This window comes from Francisella sp. AG1 (assembly GCF_057683165.1).
In genome coordinates this window covers 1,573,890-1,591,238 of sequence record NZ_CM173135.1, presented here as the reverse complement: position 1 = coordinate 1,591,238, position 17,349 = coordinate 1,573,890, and the positions used below count along the sequence as shown (strand labels likewise).

Sequence of the window (17,349 nt, the reverse complement as noted above, 5' to 3'; positions counted from 1 at the left end):
TTATAGTTAATCTGATAATATTATGCTAAAGACGTGAGTAATAGCATCAGATAAATTATCAAAAGAATTATTTACTTTTCTTAAAATTCTTTTAAAATTGGCCCAAATTTTTTCTATAGGATTTAAATCAGGAGAATAAGCAGGAAGGTATAGTATCTGTATATCAAACTTCTCTGCTATTTTAGCCAATTTAGGAGACTTATGAAAACTAGCATTATCCATAACAACAGTAGTCTTTGGAATTAACTCAGGACATAAATGCTCTTCAAACCACTGATTAAAAATTTGAGTATCTGTATATCCAGTATACTCTAGCGGTGCTATAATCTTCTTTTCTAAATAGTTATAACCAGCAACTATACTTTTTCTCTGAGTTTGATAAGCAATAACTTCACCATAGCTAGGTTTACCAACAAGAGACCATCCTCTTAGTACAGACTGTTTATTATCCATACCCATTTCATCTAAATATACAAGTTTGTTAGGTTCAATAGTCTCAACAACCTCTATAAAACTTTGCCTATCTTGTTCTTTTCTTTGCTTATATTTAGGTGTCTTTTTTTAAAACTAAAACCAAGTCTGTTAAGACAATCATAAAATGTGCTTCTAGGTATTTCAGGAGCTAATGCTTCTCTAATATCTAAAGCCATTGCATCTGGATATGTTCTTAAGTAGCTTTCTATCGCTTCCTTATCTGTAAAGGTTGCTACTCTACCGCAACCCAAGCCTTGCTTAGATTTATAATCACCAGTTGTCTCGTATAAGTTTATCCAAGATCTAGTAGTACGGATATCTATATTAAAAAAATTACTTAGCTCTTTGTCTGTTAGGCCTTCTTTATATTTAGTTATTACGATATCTCTGAAATCTTGGCTATATGATGACATTTTTTCTAAATATTATAACATTATTGTCAAATAACTATCGGATTAACTATAATATGGGACTTGTAGGTTGCTAGATTAGGCTACAAATATTAATATAAGTGATTTGTTAATATATATTTTTTTACTACTCAGTGTGGTAGAATAACGACTATATGTTTTACCCTTATTAAAAGCAGTAAATAATGTCTATAGTCACTAAAGAATCGCCTTCTATTAATATAGAAAAAGAATTGAAACAATCCTATCTTGATTATGCAATGAGTGTGATCGTTGGTAGAGCGCTGCCAGATGTGAGAGATGGACTCAAGCCTGTGCATCGACGCGTACTTTTTGCAATGAATGAACTGTCAAATTATTACAATAGGCCATATAAAAAATCAGCTAGAGTAGTTGGTGATGTGATAGGTAAGTATCATCCGCATGGAGATACCGCTGTTTACGATACAATTGTAAGGTTGGCGCAGCCATTTTCTTTACGCTATACATTAGTTGATGGTCAAGGTAACTTTGGTTCTATTGACGGTGATTCACCTGCTGCGATGCGTTATACTGAGATTAGAATGCAAAAGCTTGCACATGAGCTTTTGATCGACATAGACAAAGAGACAATAGATTTTTCACCTAACTATGACAATACAGAGCTAGTTCCAGATGTGTTGCCAACTAGAGTTCCGAATCTTTTGGTTAATGGCTCATCAGGTATTGCTGTGGGTATGGCAACAAATATACCACCTCACAATATGACAGAGGTTGTTAATGGTACTATTGCGCTTATTAATAACTCAGAGCTTACTATCGAGGATCTTGTTGGATATATACCTGCTCCAGATTTTCCTACAGGATCATACATAAATGGCACAGAGGGTATTTTGGAAGCGTATAAGACTGGCCGTGGCCGTGTTATTATGCGCGCTAAGGCGGATATTCACGAAGATGATGCGTCTGGTAGATCACAAATAATTGTTACAGAAATTCCTTACCAGGTTAATAAAGCAAGACTTGTTGAAAAAATTGCGGAGCTTGTAAAAGATAAAAAAGTGACGGGAATTTCTGAGCTTAGAGATGAATCTGATAAAGATGGTATTCGAGTGGTGATTGATCTTAAGAGAGATGAGTTTCCAGAAGTCGTTTTAAATACATTGTATGCCCAGACTCAGCTTCAGTGTAGTTTTGGTATAAATATGGTTGCTCTTAGTGATAATAGACCTAAGCTTCTAAATTTGAAGGAAATTATAGAACAGTTTATAAAACATAGAAAAGAAGTAGTAACTAGAAGAACAATTTTTGAATTAAGAAAATCTAAAGAGCGAGCTCATATATTAGAAGGATTATTATTATCACTAGCCAATATTGATCAGATGATAGAACTTATTAAAGCATCACCATCTCCAATGGATGCTAAAGAGTCATTGCTTGGTAGGTCTTGGAATGGTTCTTTAGTAAAGAGCATGCTTGAAGGTGTTGATGTTAAAATGTATCGAATCGAGACGCTTGCAACTCATTATGGCATCCAGACTGATGCTTCGTATAACCTTACAGAAGCCCAAACAGATGCAATATTAGCATTAAGATTGCATAGACTAACAGGTCTAGAGCAAGATAAAATTACAAATGAATTCAAAGAGTTGGTTGACAGGATTAAATATTTAATAGGTATTTTGAGTGATGCAGCAGAATTGATTAGAGTTGTTAAAGAAGAGCTTGTTGAGATTAGAGATAATTATGGGGATGAGAGAAAATCAGAAATTATCACATCAAGATTAGATTTGACAAGAGAGGACTTAATAGCTGAAGAAGATATGGTTGTAACTCTTTCGTTTGATGGGTATGTTAAAACTCAGCCTTTGAGTATGTATAATGCTCAAAAACGTGGTGGTGTGGGTAAATCTGCTACAAAAACTAAAGAAGAAGATAGTGTTTTTAAATTGATGTTGGCATCCACGCACGATACTATGCTTTGTTTTTCAAGTCTAGGTAGGGTATATTGGTCAAAAGTTTATGATTTTCCAGTTGCAAGCAGGATTTCTAAAGGTAGGCCAATTAATAATATTTTACCATTAGAAAAGAATGAGAGAATAACAGCTATGATGCCTATTTCACAATTTGAAGAAGGTTGGTATGTATTTATGTCTACTAAGCTTGGTAGAGTTAAGAAAGTCGATTTGTCTGAATTTGCAAAACCGCGCTCAACAGGTAAAATAGCAATTGGTCTAAATGAAGGTGATGAGCTATCATATGTTGCTTTAACAGATGGATCAAAGCAGGTAATGATGTTTTCAGATGCTGGTAAAGCGATAAGGTTTGATGAATCAGATGTTAGAGCTATGGGACGTTCTGCTGCTGGTGTGACAGGGATGCGTTTACAAAATAAACAAAAAATAGTGTCGATGATTGTGACAGATCCGGATAAGGGAATAATCTTAGCAGCAACAGAAAATGGTTATGGTAAGAGGACTGCAGTATCTGAATACAGAAAAACTAAGAGAGCAAGTCAAGGAGTAATAGCTATATCTACATCAGAGCGTAATGGTAAGGTTGTAGTAGCTGTATTGGTTGATGAATCTGAAGATATAGTCTTGATTACTAACAATGGTACTTTAGTGAGAACACATTCGGATCAGGTTAGAGAATGTGGACGTTCTGCTCAGGGTGTTAGACTTATTAATTTAAGAAATAATGAGAAACTTATTAGCTTAAAAGTTGTTAAGCAAGAAGATGAAGAGCTTACTGATATTGATGTCGAAGCAGAGTTAAAAACAATCGATAATTCTACAGAAAATGAATAAATCTCCTGTCGATAAAAGTAAGCTCACTATACTAGGGGCTACTGGTTCTATTGGTGATAGTACCCTTGCTGTGGTTAGAGATAGTGATAAGTTTGAAGTTTTTGCACTAACAGCCTTTAGTAATATTAATAAATTGGCAGCCCTATGTCATGAATTTCAGCCTAAATATGTTGTAGTTGCTGATGAAACTAAGAGGCAACAGTTAGAGTCGATAGTTACGAATGTAAGAGTTCTAGTCGGTGAGGTAGGGCTAGAAAAAGTCTCTTCATTACCAGAGGTTGATATAGTAATGTCAGCAATAGTTGGCGTGGCTGGTTTAAGATCAACATTTGCAGCTGCTAAGGCTGGTAAGAAAATACTTCTTGCCAACAAAGAATCTTTGGTTGCAGCTGGACACTTACTTACTGAAGAGGTTAAAAAAAATAATGCTCAGCTAATTCCTGTAGATAGTGAGCATAATGCTATTTTTCAGTGCTTAGATGATCAGACTAAAAAAGATAGAGATGAAATCGCTGAGATTGTTCTTACAGCTTCAGGTGGACCTTTTAGAAATAAAGAATTAAATGAGTTAGAAGATATTACCCCAGAAGAAGCCTGCGCCCATCCTAATTGGAAAATGGGAAGAAAAATTTCTGTTGATTCATCAACTATGGTAAATAAAGCATTAGAAGTGGTGGAAGCATATTGGCTTTTTGATGTTGTTGTTGATAAAATAAGCGTCTTGATTCATCCTCAGAGTGTTATTCATTCTATGGTGAAGTATATTGATGGAAGTTATCTAGCTCAGTTAGGGGTGCAAGATATGAAAACCCCAATTGCAAATGCTTTATACTATCCTGCTAGAGGCTATACTAATATTGCTACATTGGATTTTACTAAACAAGAGCTTACTTTTAAAAAAGCTTGTTTTGATAGATTTGAAGCATTAAGAATAGTTTTTGATAATTTAAGGAATAAAAATTATGCTGCCAATATAGTATTTAATGCAGCAAATGAACAATTAGTGACAGCGTTTTTGGATAAGAAAATTAAATATTTAGAGATTGTTGAGTTAAATAAGCAAATAATAAAAAAAATGAATTTTGCGAATCCACAGAGTATAGAAGAAGTTTTTGAAATAGATAGAAAAACTCGTGAGTATGTGGATTCTGTTTTGGGGTAGGTTGAGTGTTTTTTTTTAGAAAGAAGTTTGTATTAGCCTCTCTTCTTATAGGTGTTGCATTAAACGGCTGGTCAGATAATAGCAGTTTCATATTAGATAATGTATCTATAGATGGGTTAGAAGGCTTGCAAAGTAATGTAGTTAAAAGCCGTATAGGTTATAAGAAAGGTAGTTATATTACACCAGAAGATACAAATCAAATTATAAATAACCTTTATGGTACAGGATTCTTCAATAGTGTTGATTTGTACCGTAAAGGCAGTAATCTTTTTATTAATGTTAAAGAGAGACCAATTATTTCAGGATTTAAGTTTAGTGGTAATAAAAAGCTTAGTAAAGATGATTTAGAGAAGGTTTTTACAGATGCTGGGATATATGTGGGTAATGTATATAATCCTAATACAATGTTTTTACTTAAACAATCGTTGCTTAATCAATATTCGATGATGGGATTGTATGGCGCAAAAGTTGAGGAAAATATTAGAAAGCTTCCAAATAATAGAATTGATATTAATATAACTTTTGAAGAAGGTAAGCCTGCAACGATTGATGCTATTAATTTTGTTGGCAATAAAACCTTTGATGCTAGTGACTTAGACAGTAGTGTAGCTTTTGAGGTACCATCAATATGGAATTTATGGGGTTTTTTGTCGCAATTTGATAGCTATTCTCCAAATGGAATGGGTCAATCTATCCAGGGGGTAACTAATTATTATTTAGATAGGGGTTATTTAGATTTCAAAGTAACTTCAAAACAAGCATCAATGTCAAAAGATCGTGAGCATTCTTACATTACCTTTGATGTTGCTGAAGGTAAGATTTATAAGGTTGGTAGTATTTCTTTAAGTGGTAAATTTATACTACCAAAATCAGAGCTACAATCTCTAATTCAACTAAAACAAGGTGAAGTATTTTCTAAAAGGAAGTTGGTAGATAGTGTTGAAGCAATAAAAACACTTTTAGGTAGCAAAGGTTATGCATTTGCTACAGTTAATCCAATTCCTAACGTAGATAAAGATAAGCGAATTGTTTCTTTTAAGTTTGTGGTAGATGCGGGCAAGAAAGTTTATGTGAATAGGGTTAATTTTTTTGGCAATAATGTAACAAATGATTATGTGTTTCGTAGGCAGTTGCAATATTATGAACAAAGTCAATATAACAAAGAAGAGATAGATAAATCACAAAGAAGACTGGATCAGCTACCATATGTTAGTTCAGCAGATATGGAGTTGGAACCTGTGGAGGGTTCAGATGATTTAGTTAATGTTAATTATAACATTAAAGAGAAAAATGCTAATTCAGTAAGTGGTAGTTTAGGTTTCTCAGATTTATATGGTTTTATGATAGGCGGCAGGCTAAATATGCCTAATGTTTTTGGCACAGGTAATACATTTAATCTTAATGCTCAGCTTTCAATACCATTTCAACAGTTAGATATAAGTTATATAGATCCTTTTTTTACAACTTCTGGTGTAAGTCAAAGTGTTTCAGCATATGTGAATCGTTCGAATTATGCTAAAACTAATGCTGTTGCTGCATATCAGCTAGATACTTTTGGTGCTAGATTGATGTATGGGTTGCCTATATCAACTTTTAGTAATGTCTCCGCTGGATTAACTTATGCAAATAATAAGGTCAAGCAGTCAAGTGGATATCAATCATCAATTGTACAGTGGTTTTTGCAAGAGCAAGGCCGTAGTGATTTTAATGAGCCAGCTTTTACAGCAGGCTGGAATTATGATAATTCAAATAAATATATGTTTGCGACTGATGGTGGATCGTTCAATTTAAATGGTTCAATTAACATTCCTGGCATTAGTAATATAAATGCTTATAAAATAGAAGTTGGTGGAAAATATAATATAGCAATACCAAATACGGATATGTCAGCTTTATCAATACGTGGAGGAGTTCAGTATGGTGGTGGATATGGTAAGACAAAAGAACTTCCTTTTTATGAAAATTTCTACGGTGGTGGTTGGGGCAGTGTCCGAGGCTTCTTACAGGGGTCATTAGGTCCGCGTGATATTAATTTGATTGATGGCTCGACAGGCAACTCAATTGGTGGTAATCTTAATATTTACAATAACTATGATTTATTATTTCCAGTGCCTTTTATTAAAGATAGTTCTAAAATGAGAATCGGTGCTTTTTTAGATATAGGCAATACCTATACTACCTATGATTTAAGTGGTGTAGTAGCAAACGCTCCTAAGCAGGAGACAACACCATCTTTTTCTAACCTGAAATATTCTGTGGGTATTCAATTTAGATGGGCATCCCCTATGGGGCCTTTGGATGTTTCATTTGCCCAGCCGTTTAATGTTCAAGTGGGTGATGTGACACAAGTGTTTCAGTTTTCACTTGGACAAAATTTTTAAAATTTATAATAAGGAGAATCAAAATGAAGAAAATAATCTTATCACTAATAGTGCTGACAGCTGCTTTTACTGGGGTTTATGCAGAGACTAAGGTTGCAATTGTTAATCCGATGGAAATATTTAATGATTCGGATTTAGGATCTGTAAGTGTTAAAAAACTTGAGAATGATATTAAACCTCAGGCGGCTAAATTGAAGCAGCAGCAAAATGAAATTATGCAGGAAATGAAAGCTTTGCAAGATAATTCTGCTACTATGACAAAAAATGAGCTAACTAAAAAACAACAGCAAATCCAGCAAGAACAGCAGATATTTACTGAAAAAGCAAAAGTATTGCAACAGCAAGAATATACTGCAAAGGATAAGCTATCAAAAAAATTCCAAGCTTCTTTTGATAAAGCAGTGCAGACAGTGGCTAAGCAGAAAGGATATAATGTAGTGCTTACAACACAGGCATTAGCTTATGTAAACGGGGTTAGCGACATCTCTAACGAGGTTGTTGAAATAATGAATAAAGATTCTGAATAATTTAAAGAGGGTCTATTAACTGTGATGTATACTTTAGGTTTTTTGGCATCAAATCTAGATGGTGTTGTTAAAGGTGATAGTAATGTTGAGATAAAGAAAATAGCTACATTATCTCAAGCTTGTGAGGAAGATATATCTTTTTGTACTAATCCTAAGTATCTAAAAGATTTGTCTCAAACGGCAGCAGCAGCTGTACTAATTACTGAAGAGGCTTTGGATTATTGCAATACAAATGCAATTGTATTGTCAAATCCTTATATAGCTTTAGCAAAGGTAATGGAATTGTTTGATAAGTCTCCACAACCAGATGGAAAAATTCATAGCAAAGCAGTTATAGCTTCAAGTGCTATTATTGGAGAAAATGTAACTATTGGAGCTAATACTGTGATTGGTGAAGATGTTATTGTTGGAGATAATGTAACTATTGGAGCGTGTGCTACTATTAGCAATGGTACTAAAATTGGTAGCGATACAGTGATTAAAAGTAATGTATCCATTGCTTATGATGTGCAGATTGGGGCTGGATGTATAGTTCATCAAAATGCAGTGATTGGTTGTGATGGTTTTGGTAATGCACGTGATGAAGATGGTAGCTGGGTAAAAATACCACAGTTGGGTAGAGTTATAATTGAGGACGATGTTGAAATTGGCTCAGGTACTACTGTTGATAGAGGTGCGATTGATGATACAATTATTAAAAAAGGGGCTCGTATTGATAATTTAGTGCAGATAGCTCATAATGTAACCATTGGCAGAAACACTGCATTAGCTGGAGTTACAGCTGTGGCTGGAAGTACTAAGATAGGTGATAATTGTCTTATTGGTGGTCAATCAGCTATAACTGGACATATAAGTATATGTGATAATACTGTAGTTGGTGGTGCATCGAATATTGGTAAATCAATTACTAAACCAGGAATGTATTATGCAGCTTTTGAGGCTAAACCTAGGATTCAGTGGGGTAGGTTTGTCGCAAAGCTTTCTAAGATAGATAAGCTAATAGCAAAAGTAAAAGAACTAGAAGAAAAAATAAAATAAGTAAGGATTGTTTAATGAGCCATTTTGATGAAGATAATAAGCAAATAGATGTTATGGGTATAAGGAAAATTTTGCCTCATAGATATCCTTTTGCTCTTTTGGATAAAATCGTTGATTGGAGTATTGAAGAAAAATCGATCATTGCACATAAGAATGTAACGATAAATGAAGATTTTTTTAATGGTCATTTTCCTGATTTTCCAGTAATGCCGGGTGTATTGATTGTTGAAGCAATGGCGCAAGCAACGGCAATTTTGGGTGAATTAATGGCAGAAACTTTATTCGCTCATGTGGTAAAAAAAGCAGGCGGTGGAAGAAGAACTTTCATGCTAGCAGGTATTGATAAAGTTAGGGTTAAAAAGCCTGTTGTGCCAGGAGATGTTTTAGTAATTGAATCAAGAATGGTTAAACAAAAAAATATAATCTGTACAGCAGAGTCTGTAGCAAAGGTGGATGGTCAGATAGTTTGTTCTGCTCAATTAATGGCAGCATATAAGGATTATTAATAGTGATACATAGTTTGGCGGTAGTACATGAAAGTGCCAAAATAGCAGATAGCGCTATAATAGGGCCATTCTGTGTAGTTGGAGAAAATGTTGTTATTGGTGAAGCTACAGAGCTTAAAAGCCATGTGACTATAGGTGATAATACTATTATTGGTAAAAATAATCGTATTTTTCAATATGCATCAATAGGAGATGATCCTATCGATTATACTTATAAGAGGGGTGATTTTTCACAGGTTATTATAGGTGATAATAATATTATAAGGGAGTGTGCAACTATACATAGTGGAACTTCAAAAGAAGTTGGTATAACTACTGTTGGTAGTAATAATATTATTATGTGTTATGTGCATATTGGCCATGATTGTAAAGTTGGTAGTAATATTAATTTGGTTAATGGTGTTGGGCTAGCTGGTCATGTCCATATAGATGATTATGCTATTCTTAGTTCTAATGTTGGAGTGCATCAATTTTGTAGGGTTGGTGAGCATGCATTTATAGCTCATGCCGCCTTGGTGGGTAAGGATGTACCTCCATATTTGATGGTAACGGCTGTAACAGCTGGAGCTACACCATGTGGTATTAATACTGAAGGACTTAAGCGTAGAGGATATTCTCCTGAAGATATAAAACAAATCAAGGAAGTATATAAGGTTCTTTATCGCAGAGGACTTATGATAAAAGAAGCTTTCGAAGTAATTAAAGATATGGCAAAAAAGTCAGAGGTACTTGAGCCTTTTGTTGATCTTATTAGTAACTCTAGAAGGGGATTGCTAAGATAATGAGAATTGGTATTGTAGCTGGTGAGTTATCTGGAGATCAGCTAGGTGGAACTTTGGTAAAGGCTCTTAAGCAAAAATACCCTAATGCTACAATAGAAGGTATCGGCGGTCCAAAAATGGAAACTGAGGGGTTTGTGAGTTTATACCCAATGGATGCTCTTTCATTAATTGGTTTTTTAGAAATCATTTCGAAAGGTTTAAGTATACTCAAGATACGTAAACAGATTATTAATTATTTTAAACAGAATAAGCCGGATATTTTTATAGGTATAGATGCCCCAGATTTTAATCTTTCTGTTGAGAAAAGTTTGAGATCTTCAGGTATTAAAACAATTCATTATGTAAGCCCTAAAATCTGGGTTTGGCGAGAGTATCGTATTAAAAAAATTAGAAAAGCTACTGAAAAAATATTAGCAATCTTACCATTTGAAGTAGAGTACTATAGAAATAGGCATAATTTTGAAGCTACGTATGTAGGTCATCCTTTAGCTAAAAATATTGCTATAGATATTGATAGATTTAAATATAGAGAAAAGCTAGGATTAAGCAGTGTAGAATTACCTATACTTTCAGTTTTGCCTGGCAGTAGAACAACTGAAGTCACTAGGCTTTTACCTTTGTTTTTAGAAGCTTTGCAAAAGTTGGTTGACGCAGGTTATGAATTTCAAGCAATTATGCCTTTGGCTAAGCCATCATTGAAACAGGTGTTTGACCAATATGAGCAACAAATAGAGAATTTAAATATTAAAGTATTTGAGGGCGATTCTCATAATGTGTTAAAAGCGTCAGATTTTAGTTTATTATCATCAGGAACTGCTACATTAGAGGCAATGCTATGTAAGTTGCCAATGGTGGTTGGGTATAAATTATCTCGGTTGTCAGCTTTCCTTGGGCGATTATTTGTTGGTAGTCATAGTTATTGGGCTTTTCCAAATATTTTACATAAAAGCGAAATAATACAAGAACTTATCCAAGAAAATTGTACATCAGATAACTTATTTATAGAGCTGAAAAGATTATTTGATGATAAGCAAAGAAATGAATATATAATTCAAGAGTTTAAAAAAATTCATAAAGATATGGTGATTGATACAGATCAAAAAATTCTTGAGGTATTAGACACTATGATAGAAAAGTCTTAATTTTTATAATCTTTATATATATAATACACGTGTAGAAAATTTAAATTTAGGTGTTCAGATAGATGATGTTGATATTAGCTTTAATAGTGGTTTTGGTTATTTTAGTAATAATTGATCTATACCGTAAAAGCCTTCGCATAAGGCAAAAAGAAGCATTAGAATATATTGAACAAAAAGACAGTGAAGAGCTTGTAAATAAGGTTAAAAATTTTTCTGATTACACACATGTTGAGGATGTTCAGCGTGAATATCCATTATTAAGAGATGGTTTTTTATTGTTTTATTTTGATGGTATTGGACCAATTAAAGTAAAAGAATTAGCAACTTTTTTGAAGTATTATGGCGTGAAGTTTACAGAAGAGAAGGCTTTTCAAAAGGTAAATTATAAAGATGTGATATTTAGTATCCTACCGGATAGTACAAAGAGAGAGTTTGAAAGCTCAAAAGAAGGTTCTGTTGAAGGTATAATAGTTGTGATGAATTATAGAAAGTTAGCTAATATGGAATATGATGTTAAGACTTGTTATGAGCTTATGATGGATGTGTTGGAAGCTTTAAATAAATCTTTTCATGGGACACTAATGAATGAGCATAAAATTAGGCTTACTAAAAAAGATAAGCAAAACTATCTTGAAGCAATTTTATAATTTTGCTTTAACAATAAAAATCTAAGAAAGCTTTTATTTTGGGTATTTGATAGTTTACTGTTTGGTAAAAGGTGAATATTTCATACTCTTTAAACTCTATTTTAGTAAGTATTTGTATTAAATCTCCATTTTTGAGATCTTCTTTAACTAGCTTGTCACCAGTTAAAAAGAGTCCAATTCCAGCTTTACAGGCTTGATTGAGAGCATCAAAATCATCTATAAATAATATAGGAGATGGGCATTCTATATAGTTTCCATCTTTTAGAGGTAATTTAGTAGCAGGTTTTCTCAAACTATGTGAAATAAATGGATATTTTTTTAAATCTTTGATTGTTTTAGGTATGCCATATTTTTTAATTAAACTAGGTGATGCACATAAAATATTTGTTATCGGTTGCATCCTTTTATATTTATAGCTATCGGTTATTGGAGGGATCTGAGGAAAGCCGACCATTATATCTATGTCAAGTCTTGATAAATCATGATCTTGTTCAGAAAATATTAACTCACATTCAATTAATGGATATTTTTCAATAAAGTTAGCTAGCTGGTCAAGGATAAATTTTTTAGCAAGGATTTTTGATACAAGAATTTTAAGTTGACCCTGTGGCACCTCTTGTCTAGATTCTATAAAAGCCTCAAGTTGGTTAGTCTCTCGTATTATTTTTTGGCATTTATCTAACATTATTGTTCCAAATGATGTTATTTGTACACTTCTAGTGTTACGGATAAATAGCTTTTCATTTAACTGATCCTCTAAGTTTTTGATTTGTTTACTTATAGCTGTTGTTGAGATGAAAAGCTCATCAGCAGCTTGTTTGTAACTCAGATATTCAGCAACTTTTATAAAATATTTTATTTGTAAATAGTTAATCATTTTAGATATTCCTTATGGTAGCTATTTAAATTATAAACCTACGGTTCATAATTAGTGAATATAATTCAATTATGACTATTCATTATTTGGTTTATAATATGGGTATTTAAATAAAAAGTATGGAAAAAGTTATGCAGTATCAATATCACCATGTAGGAATTCCTGTTTGTGAACCTCGAGAGGGGGAACGTTATAGTCCTACTATGGATATGTATACTTCAGGAGGAGAATTGCCAGGAAGGGTGCAATATCATCGCTTTGGGCCTAAAAGCCCTCTTAATGAGTTGATTAAAACAGTACCGCATGTTGCTTATAAAGTTACTGATTTGGATCTTGCTATTAACGGTAAGAATATTTTATTAGAACCTTACTTTCCTATGAGGGGTTTTAAAGTTGCTATAATAGAGGATAACGGCGCTATTATCGAATTTATCCAAACAGAGTTGACTGAAGAAGAAATATGGAATAATTCTAAACATAAAGAGTCTGTTCTTTATCCAGGCTGTTAAAGGTAAGATTATAGCAATGTTCTTAATTTAATTGGCTGTTTACTGGTAAATCTGAGTAGAGTTGTTTTGGAGTGGTGGGCCCAGTAGGACTCGAACCTACGACCTACGGATTATGAGTCCGGCGCTCTAACCAACTGAGCTATAGGCCCAAAACATAACGAGAATTATATTTAAAACGAGGCGGTTAGTCAATAGATATTTTAGCTTAAATAGCTTATTTATATATTTTCGAGGATGTACCAAGAATAAGAGGGTCAGGAGCGGTCGCCACTTCAGAATTCTTGTTATCATAATCTACACTATTTAGGATATATCTTATGGCATTTAGTCGAGCTCTTTTTTTATCATCAGACTTAACTATGACCCAAGGAGCGTAAGGTTTGTCTGTGTATATAAACATTCTTTCTTTAGCTTCTGTGTAATCATCCCATTTATTTAAAGAAGCCTTATCAATAGGACTAAGCTTCCATTGTTTGAGCGGGTGAGATTCTCTAGCAGTAAATCTATCTTTCTGTTCCTGTTGACTTACTGAGAACCAAAATTTAATTATCATAGTGCCACTATTAACTAACATTTTTTCAAGTTGTGGGGCTTGTTCAAGAAATGAGAAATACTCTCGTTCTGTACAAAAACCCATTACTCTTTCAACACCGGCGCGGTTGTACCAAGATCTATCAAACAGAACTATTTCCCCACCAGAAGGTAAGTGTTCAATATATCTTTGAAAGTACCACTGATTTCTTTCTCTCTCAGAAGGTTTCTCTAGAGCTATAACCTTAGCCCCACGAGGGTTTAGGTGCTCCATTACTCTTTTTATTGTTCCACCTTTTCCAGCAGCATCTCTACCTTCAAAAATAATCAAAACTTTTTTATTATTTTCTTTTATCCATCTTTGAAATTTTAATAATTCAATTTGTAAGTTATGTTTTTGGTTTTCATAAACTTTACGTGGAATTTTGTGTTTATAAGGAAATATATTTTCTAAAAAAAGCTTTTGTCGCTCCTCTTGGCTTAAGACTTTCATAAAAAAATAATAAAAAATTAGCGTAGATAATATATTAGCATATGAGGAGAATTAATGGGTAAACAGATTAGCGTTTTGCTGGTTTAAAATTAAGTTTAAGGCTAAATCCTACGTAAAATACTATGAATGCAAGAATTATACCAATAAAAGGAGTTGGGGTTTTTATCGGATAAATAATTACAGCTAAAAATGTTGAGATTGATGCTAGCATCGTGAATGCGAATGTGAAAGTTTTGACTGCTTTGCTTTTACTAATATGTTCTGTTCTAGAAAGGTAGATGTATTTTATTGGTATGAAAGAAAATATTGTCAGGACTATGATAATAATCTCATTAATCCATTGAGGAGATTGAAAACAAATCATAAACATGGCAATTACATTCCAATAGCTAGGAAATCCTACAAAAAAATGATCATCAGTCTTAGCATTCATTTGACAAAATTGGTATGAGGAAGATATTGTAATCATAATAATTATAGGAATTAGCCAGTCTTGGCTAACAATTCCTGAAACATATATCCAAATACATGGAACAATAGAGTATGTTGTAAAATCAATAATATTATCTAGGAGAGCACCATCTAGAGGGGCCAATTTTTTTATATCCACAAGCCTTGCCAGACTTCCATCAATAGAATCAATAAATACAGACATAATAATACTGTATAAAGATAATTTAATATTAAAGTGATAAGAATTTATATCACCAATAGTATTTGCTTTTGCAGCTTCGATTGAGAAAATAATAGCTAATATACCAAATACCGCTCCTAATGAAGTGAATAAATGCACAAGCCAAGCATAGATTTTTTGGATATTTTGCATGTTTTACTTTAATTTTTTGAATAAAATTTAATGAATTGTAGCAAAATTAGTTAATAGTTTCTATTAATAACTAAATCTATAAGTTTTTCAAAACAAGGTGGAAGGATATCGTGGTCTATCAATTTGTTAGTTATAAGGTCAATTTGGCCTTTTTTTGTCATAAGATATAGCTCTGCTTCTTCTAATCCCATTAACGATACATATGTGGATTTATTAGCATCAATATCTTTTGAACTTGTTTTCCCTAGTTCTTTGGTAGATTTTGTTACATCAAGGATGTCATCTTTAATTTGGAAACATAGTCCGATTAGATTTGATAACTCTATAAGTAGGCTCTCTACTTTTGAATTAGGATTTTCTGAAATAATATATGGTATGATTATGCTAGCAGTAAACATTTTTGCTGTTTTATTTACATGTATTTTTTCTAGTTCTGTTAAGTTAAGCTTTTTGTTCTCACCCTCAATGTCAAGCTGTTGCCCACCAATCATACCGCTCATACCGCAACATTGTGAAAGAATTTTATTTATTTTTTTTAGCCTAGAAGTGTCGGAAACATTAATGTCTTGAATTATTTCAAATGCTAAAGCTTGTAAGGCATCACCAGCTAAGATAGCTGTAGCCTCATTGAATTTTATGTGACAAGTAGGTTTGCCTCTGCGAATGGTATCATTATCCATAGCAGGTAGGTCATCATGTATTAATGAGTATGTATGTATAGCTTCTATAGCAAAGGCAATTCTGTTGCAGTCTAGTTTGCAGATGTTTAATGCTTTACCGATAGAGTATATGAACTGAGAACGAATCCTTTTTCCACCACTGAAAAAACTATATTCAATAGCATTGAGTAACGTTTTAGAAGGAGAATTGATATTATCAAATACGCTTGAAGCAAAGTTATTAAAACTTTCTATTTCTTTTTCAAAATTCATAAAAATTTTACTATATTGTTATATTGCTTTTCTAGAACGTCACTGTGGGCTTTGAAAGTTTCTAAAGAGCCAGCAGACATTTGTTCAAAAAGTTCTTTATTTTCAATTAGCTTAGTAATATTTTCAGCTAATTCTTGATGATTTTTGACACGTATTAAGGCTCTGTTTCGAATAAGCTCTTTAGATATTTTACTAAAGTTAAATAGGCTTGTACCACTTATTATTGGCTTAGATAATGCTGCAGGCTCGAGTAGGTTGTGGCCACCGTTTTCTATTAGGCTGCCACCTACAAAAGCTATGTCTGAAATATGATACAAATGGAGTAGTTCTCCCATTGTATCTCCTAAGTATATCTGAGTTTGTTTGAGAATGTCATCTTTGCATGAGCTTCTTTTTTGATAAGTAAATGATTCTCTAATAATGAGATTTTCAATTTTTGCAAATCTTTCTTTGTGCCTAGGTACAAGGATTAGTAAACATTCGGGATATGTTTTTAATATTTCTTTATGAGCCTTTAGGATTATTTCCTCTTCTCCTTGGTGAGTGCTTCCGGCGATCCATACATGCCTGTTTTTGATGCTGTTTTTTAGTTTATGCATATTTGTTTCTAAGTTGTCAGGAGTGATAAGATTATATTTTAAGTTTCCAGTCACCGAAATTCTATTTTTCTCAACACCAAGAGAACAAAATCGCTTTGCATCTTTCTCAGTTTGGGCATTTATAAGAGAGATGTTATTAAACAAGAATTTATTTCCAAATGGTATTTTTATGTAATTTCGCATTGACCTTTTTGAAAGTCTAGCATTTGTTACTATAACAGGGATATTTTCAGCAAAGCATTTATTTAGAATATTAGGCCAAATTTCCGTCTCTATTATTATTAGTATTTTTGGATTTATTTTAGCAAAGAAGCTATTGATAAATGGCATGATATCGTAGGGAATGTACATATGGTTAACATTCTTGTAATTGTTATATAGGCGCTCAACTACATCACTTCCAGTAGGAGTCGTTGTAGTTATTATAAAGTTTTTGTTAGGATATGTTTTTAAGAGTTCTTTAACTAATGGTTCAGCTGATAAAGTTTCACCTACAGATACAGAATGTATCCAAATGGAGTCTTTTAAACGAAGTTTAGTTTGGGCAAATCTTTCTGGCCATCTTCGTCTGTAGCTAACATTCTTAAAACTTTTCTTAAATTTTGTTAGATATATGATTGGTATATAAATAATAAAAAGGCTCGAATATATGTGAGCTAGAAAAATATAGAAGAATTTTTTTATATGTTCCACATTTTGACCCGAAATTAGTTATTGTATCTGA

The 17,349-nt window shown here is 33.0% G+C and carries 16 protein-coding genes and 1 tRNA gene; 10 read left to right on the top strand and 7 right to left on the bottom strand.

Going from position 1 to position 17,349, the window contains the following annotated elements:
* Window positions 1-6: 6 nt before the first annotated feature.
* Window positions 7-887, bottom strand: a protein-coding gene (locus ACR0PV_RS08185; protein WP_488172617.1) for an IS630 family transposase whose coding sequence is annotated in 2 segments (ribosomal slippage) — window positions 7-563 and window positions 563-887 — 882 coding nt in all. Because the reading frame shifts where the segments join, the coding sequence is not laid out codon by codon here.
* A 182-nt stretch (window positions 888-1,069) separates the two neighbouring features.
* Between ACR0PV_RS08185 and gyrA the strand changes: the two genes are divergently transcribed.
* The 9 genes from gyrA to ACR0PV_RS08140 all read left to right on the top strand — a co-directional run bounded on the left by gyrA (window position 1,070) and on the right by ACR0PV_RS08140 (window position 11,858).
* Entirely contained in the window at window positions 1,070-3,673 is a 2,604-nt protein-coding gene (gene gyrA, locus ACR0PV_RS08180; RefSeq protein ID WP_488172616.1) for a DNA gyrase subunit A, read from the top strand.
* On the top strand, window positions 3,666-4,835 hold the full coding sequence (gene dxr, locus ACR0PV_RS08175) for a 1-deoxy-D-xylulose-5-phosphate reductoisomerase (RefSeq protein WP_488172615.1): 1,170 nt from the start codon (window positions 3,666-3,668) through the stop codon (window positions 4,833-4,835). Before gyrA ends, dxr begins: the two co-directional genes overlap by 8 nt.
* Before the next feature lie 5 nt (window positions 4,836-4,840).
* Entirely contained in the window at window positions 4,841-7,216 is a 2,376-nt protein-coding gene (gene bamA, locus ACR0PV_RS08170; protein ID WP_488172614.1) for an outer membrane protein assembly factor BamA, read from the top strand.
* 23 nt (window positions 7,217-7,239) lie between these two features.
* Window positions 7,240-7,743 (top strand): OmpH/Skp family outer membrane protein, encoded by a 504-nt coding sequence (locus tag ACR0PV_RS08165; RefSeq protein ID WP_488172613.1) that lies wholly within the window; start codon window positions 7,240-7,242, stop codon window positions 7,741-7,743.
* A 24-nt stretch (window positions 7,744-7,767) separates the two neighbouring features.
* On the top strand, window positions 7,768-8,781 hold the full coding sequence (gene lpxD, locus ACR0PV_RS08160; protein ID WP_488173988.1) for a UDP-3-O-(3-hydroxymyristoyl)glucosamine N-acyltransferase: 1,014 nt from the start codon (window positions 7,768-7,770) through the stop codon (window positions 8,779-8,781).
* Between the two features lie 14 nt (window positions 8,782-8,795).
* Window positions 8,796-9,287, top strand: coding sequence for a 3-hydroxyacyl-ACP dehydratase FabZ (fabZ, locus tag ACR0PV_RS08155; RefSeq protein ID WP_488172612.1), 492 nt, complete (start codon window positions 8,796-8,798; stop codon window positions 9,285-9,287).
* Between the two features lie 2 nt (window positions 9,288-9,289).
* Window positions 9,290-10,069, top strand: a complete 780-nt coding sequence (gene lpxA / locus ACR0PV_RS08150; RefSeq protein WP_488172611.1) for an acyl-ACP--UDP-N-acetylglucosamine O-acyltransferase — start codon at window positions 9,290-9,292, stop codon at window positions 10,067-10,069.
* Entirely contained in the window at window positions 10,069-11,211 is a 1,143-nt protein-coding gene (gene lpxB / locus ACR0PV_RS08145; protein WP_488172610.1) for a lipid-A-disaccharide synthase, read from the top strand. Before lpxA ends, lpxB begins: the two co-directional genes overlap by 1 nt.
* 62 nt (window positions 11,212-11,273) lie before the next feature.
* Window positions 11,274-11,858, top strand: coding sequence for a cell division protein ZipA C-terminal FtsZ-binding domain-containing protein (locus tag ACR0PV_RS08140; RefSeq protein WP_488172609.1), 585 nt, complete (start codon window positions 11,274-11,276; stop codon window positions 11,856-11,858).
* A gap of 7 nt (window positions 11,859-11,865) precedes the next feature.
* Here the strand turns inward: ACR0PV_RS08140 and ACR0PV_RS08135 are convergent, their stop codons facing one another.
* Window positions 11,866-12,735: a LysR family transcriptional regulator gene (locus tag ACR0PV_RS08135; RefSeq protein WP_488172608.1), complete on the bottom strand. Its 870-nt coding sequence runs from the start codon at window positions 12,733-12,735 to the stop codon at window positions 11,866-11,868.
* Window positions 12,736-12,854: 119 nt separating this feature from the next.
* Here ACR0PV_RS08135 and ACR0PV_RS08130 point away from each other — a divergent pair, with 119 nt between their 5' ends.
* Window positions 12,855-13,244 carry a helicase gene (locus ACR0PV_RS08130; RefSeq protein WP_488172607.1) on the top strand — a complete coding sequence of 130 codons (390 nt, stop codon included), beginning with the start codon at window positions 12,855-12,857 and terminating at the stop codon, window positions 13,242-13,244.
* Between the two features lie 72 nt (window positions 13,245-13,316).
* On the opposite strand, the gene ACR0PV_RS08125 is transcribed toward ACR0PV_RS08130, so the two are convergent.
* The 5 genes from ACR0PV_RS08125 to waaA form a co-directional block, all read right to left on the bottom strand.
* Window positions 13,317-13,393, bottom strand: a tRNA-Ile gene (locus ACR0PV_RS08125).
* Window positions 13,394-13,458: 65 nt separating this feature from the next.
* Window positions 13,459-14,268, bottom strand: coding sequence for a polyphosphate kinase 2 (ppk2, locus tag ACR0PV_RS08120; protein ID WP_488172606.1), 810 nt, complete (start codon window positions 14,266-14,268; stop codon window positions 13,459-13,461).
* A gap of 67 nt (window positions 14,269-14,335) precedes the next feature.
* On the bottom strand, window positions 14,336-15,094 hold the full coding sequence (locus ACR0PV_RS08115) for a CDP-alcohol phosphatidyltransferase family protein (protein ID WP_488172605.1): 759 nt from the start codon (window positions 15,092-15,094) through the stop codon (window positions 14,336-14,338).
* A 50-nt stretch (window positions 15,095-15,144) separates the two neighbouring features.
* Window positions 15,145-16,026, bottom strand: a complete 882-nt coding sequence (locus ACR0PV_RS08110; protein WP_488172604.1) for a polyprenyl synthetase family protein — start codon at window positions 16,024-16,026, stop codon at window positions 15,145-15,147.
* Window positions 16,023-17,318 (bottom strand): lipid IV(A) 3-deoxy-D-manno-octulosonic acid transferase, encoded by a 1,296-nt coding sequence (gene waaA, locus ACR0PV_RS08105; protein ID WP_488172603.1) that lies wholly within the window; start codon window positions 17,316-17,318, stop codon window positions 16,023-16,025. Before waaA ends, ACR0PV_RS08110 begins: the two co-directional genes overlap by 4 nt.
* Window positions 17,319-17,349: the final 31 nt, after the last annotated feature.

Excerpts from the sequence above, each read along its gene's own strand:
- gyrA (WP_488172616.1), top strand. The coding sequence starts at position 1,070 with ATGTCTATAGTCACTAAAGAATCGCCTTCTATTAATATAGAAAAAGAA.
- dxr (WP_488172615.1), top strand. The coding sequence starts at position 3,666 with ATGAATAAATCTCCTGTCGATAAAAGTAAGCTCACTATACTAGGGGCT.
- ACR0PV_RS08165 (WP_488172613.1), top strand. The coding sequence starts at position 7,240 with ATGAAGAAAATAATCTTATCACTAATAGTGCTGACAGCTGCTTTTACT.
- lpxD (WP_488173988.1), top strand. The coding sequence starts at position 7,768 with ATGTATACTTTAGGTTTTTTGGCATCAAATCTAGATGGTGTTGTTAAA.
- fabZ (WP_488172612.1), top strand. The coding sequence starts at position 8,796 with ATGAGCCATTTTGATGAAGATAATAAGCAAATAGATGTTATGGGTATA.
- lpxB (WP_488172610.1), top strand. The coding sequence starts at position 10,069 with ATGAGAATTGGTATTGTAGCTGGTGAGTTATCTGGAGATCAGCTAGGT.
- ACR0PV_RS08140 (WP_488172609.1), top strand. The coding sequence starts at position 11,274 with ATGATGTTGATATTAGCTTTAATAGTGGTTTTGGTTATTTTAGTAATA.
- ACR0PV_RS08135 (WP_488172608.1), bottom strand. The coding sequence starts at position 12,735 with ATGATTAACTATTTACAAATAAAATATTTTATAAAAGTTGCTGAATAT.
- ACR0PV_RS08130 (WP_488172607.1), top strand. The coding sequence starts at position 12,855 with ATGGAAAAAGTTATGCAGTATCAATATCACCATGTAGGAATTCCTGTT.
- ppk2 (WP_488172606.1), bottom strand. The coding sequence starts at position 14,268 with ATGAAAGTCTTAAGCCAAGAGGAGCGACAAAAGCTTTTTTTAGAAAAT.
- ACR0PV_RS08115 (WP_488172605.1), bottom strand. The coding sequence starts at position 15,094 with ATGCAAAATATCCAAAAAATCTATGCTTGGCTTGTGCATTTATTCACT.
- ACR0PV_RS08110 (WP_488172604.1), bottom strand. The coding sequence starts at position 16,026 with ATGAATTTTGAAAAAGAAATAGAAAGTTTTAATAACTTTGCTTCAAGC.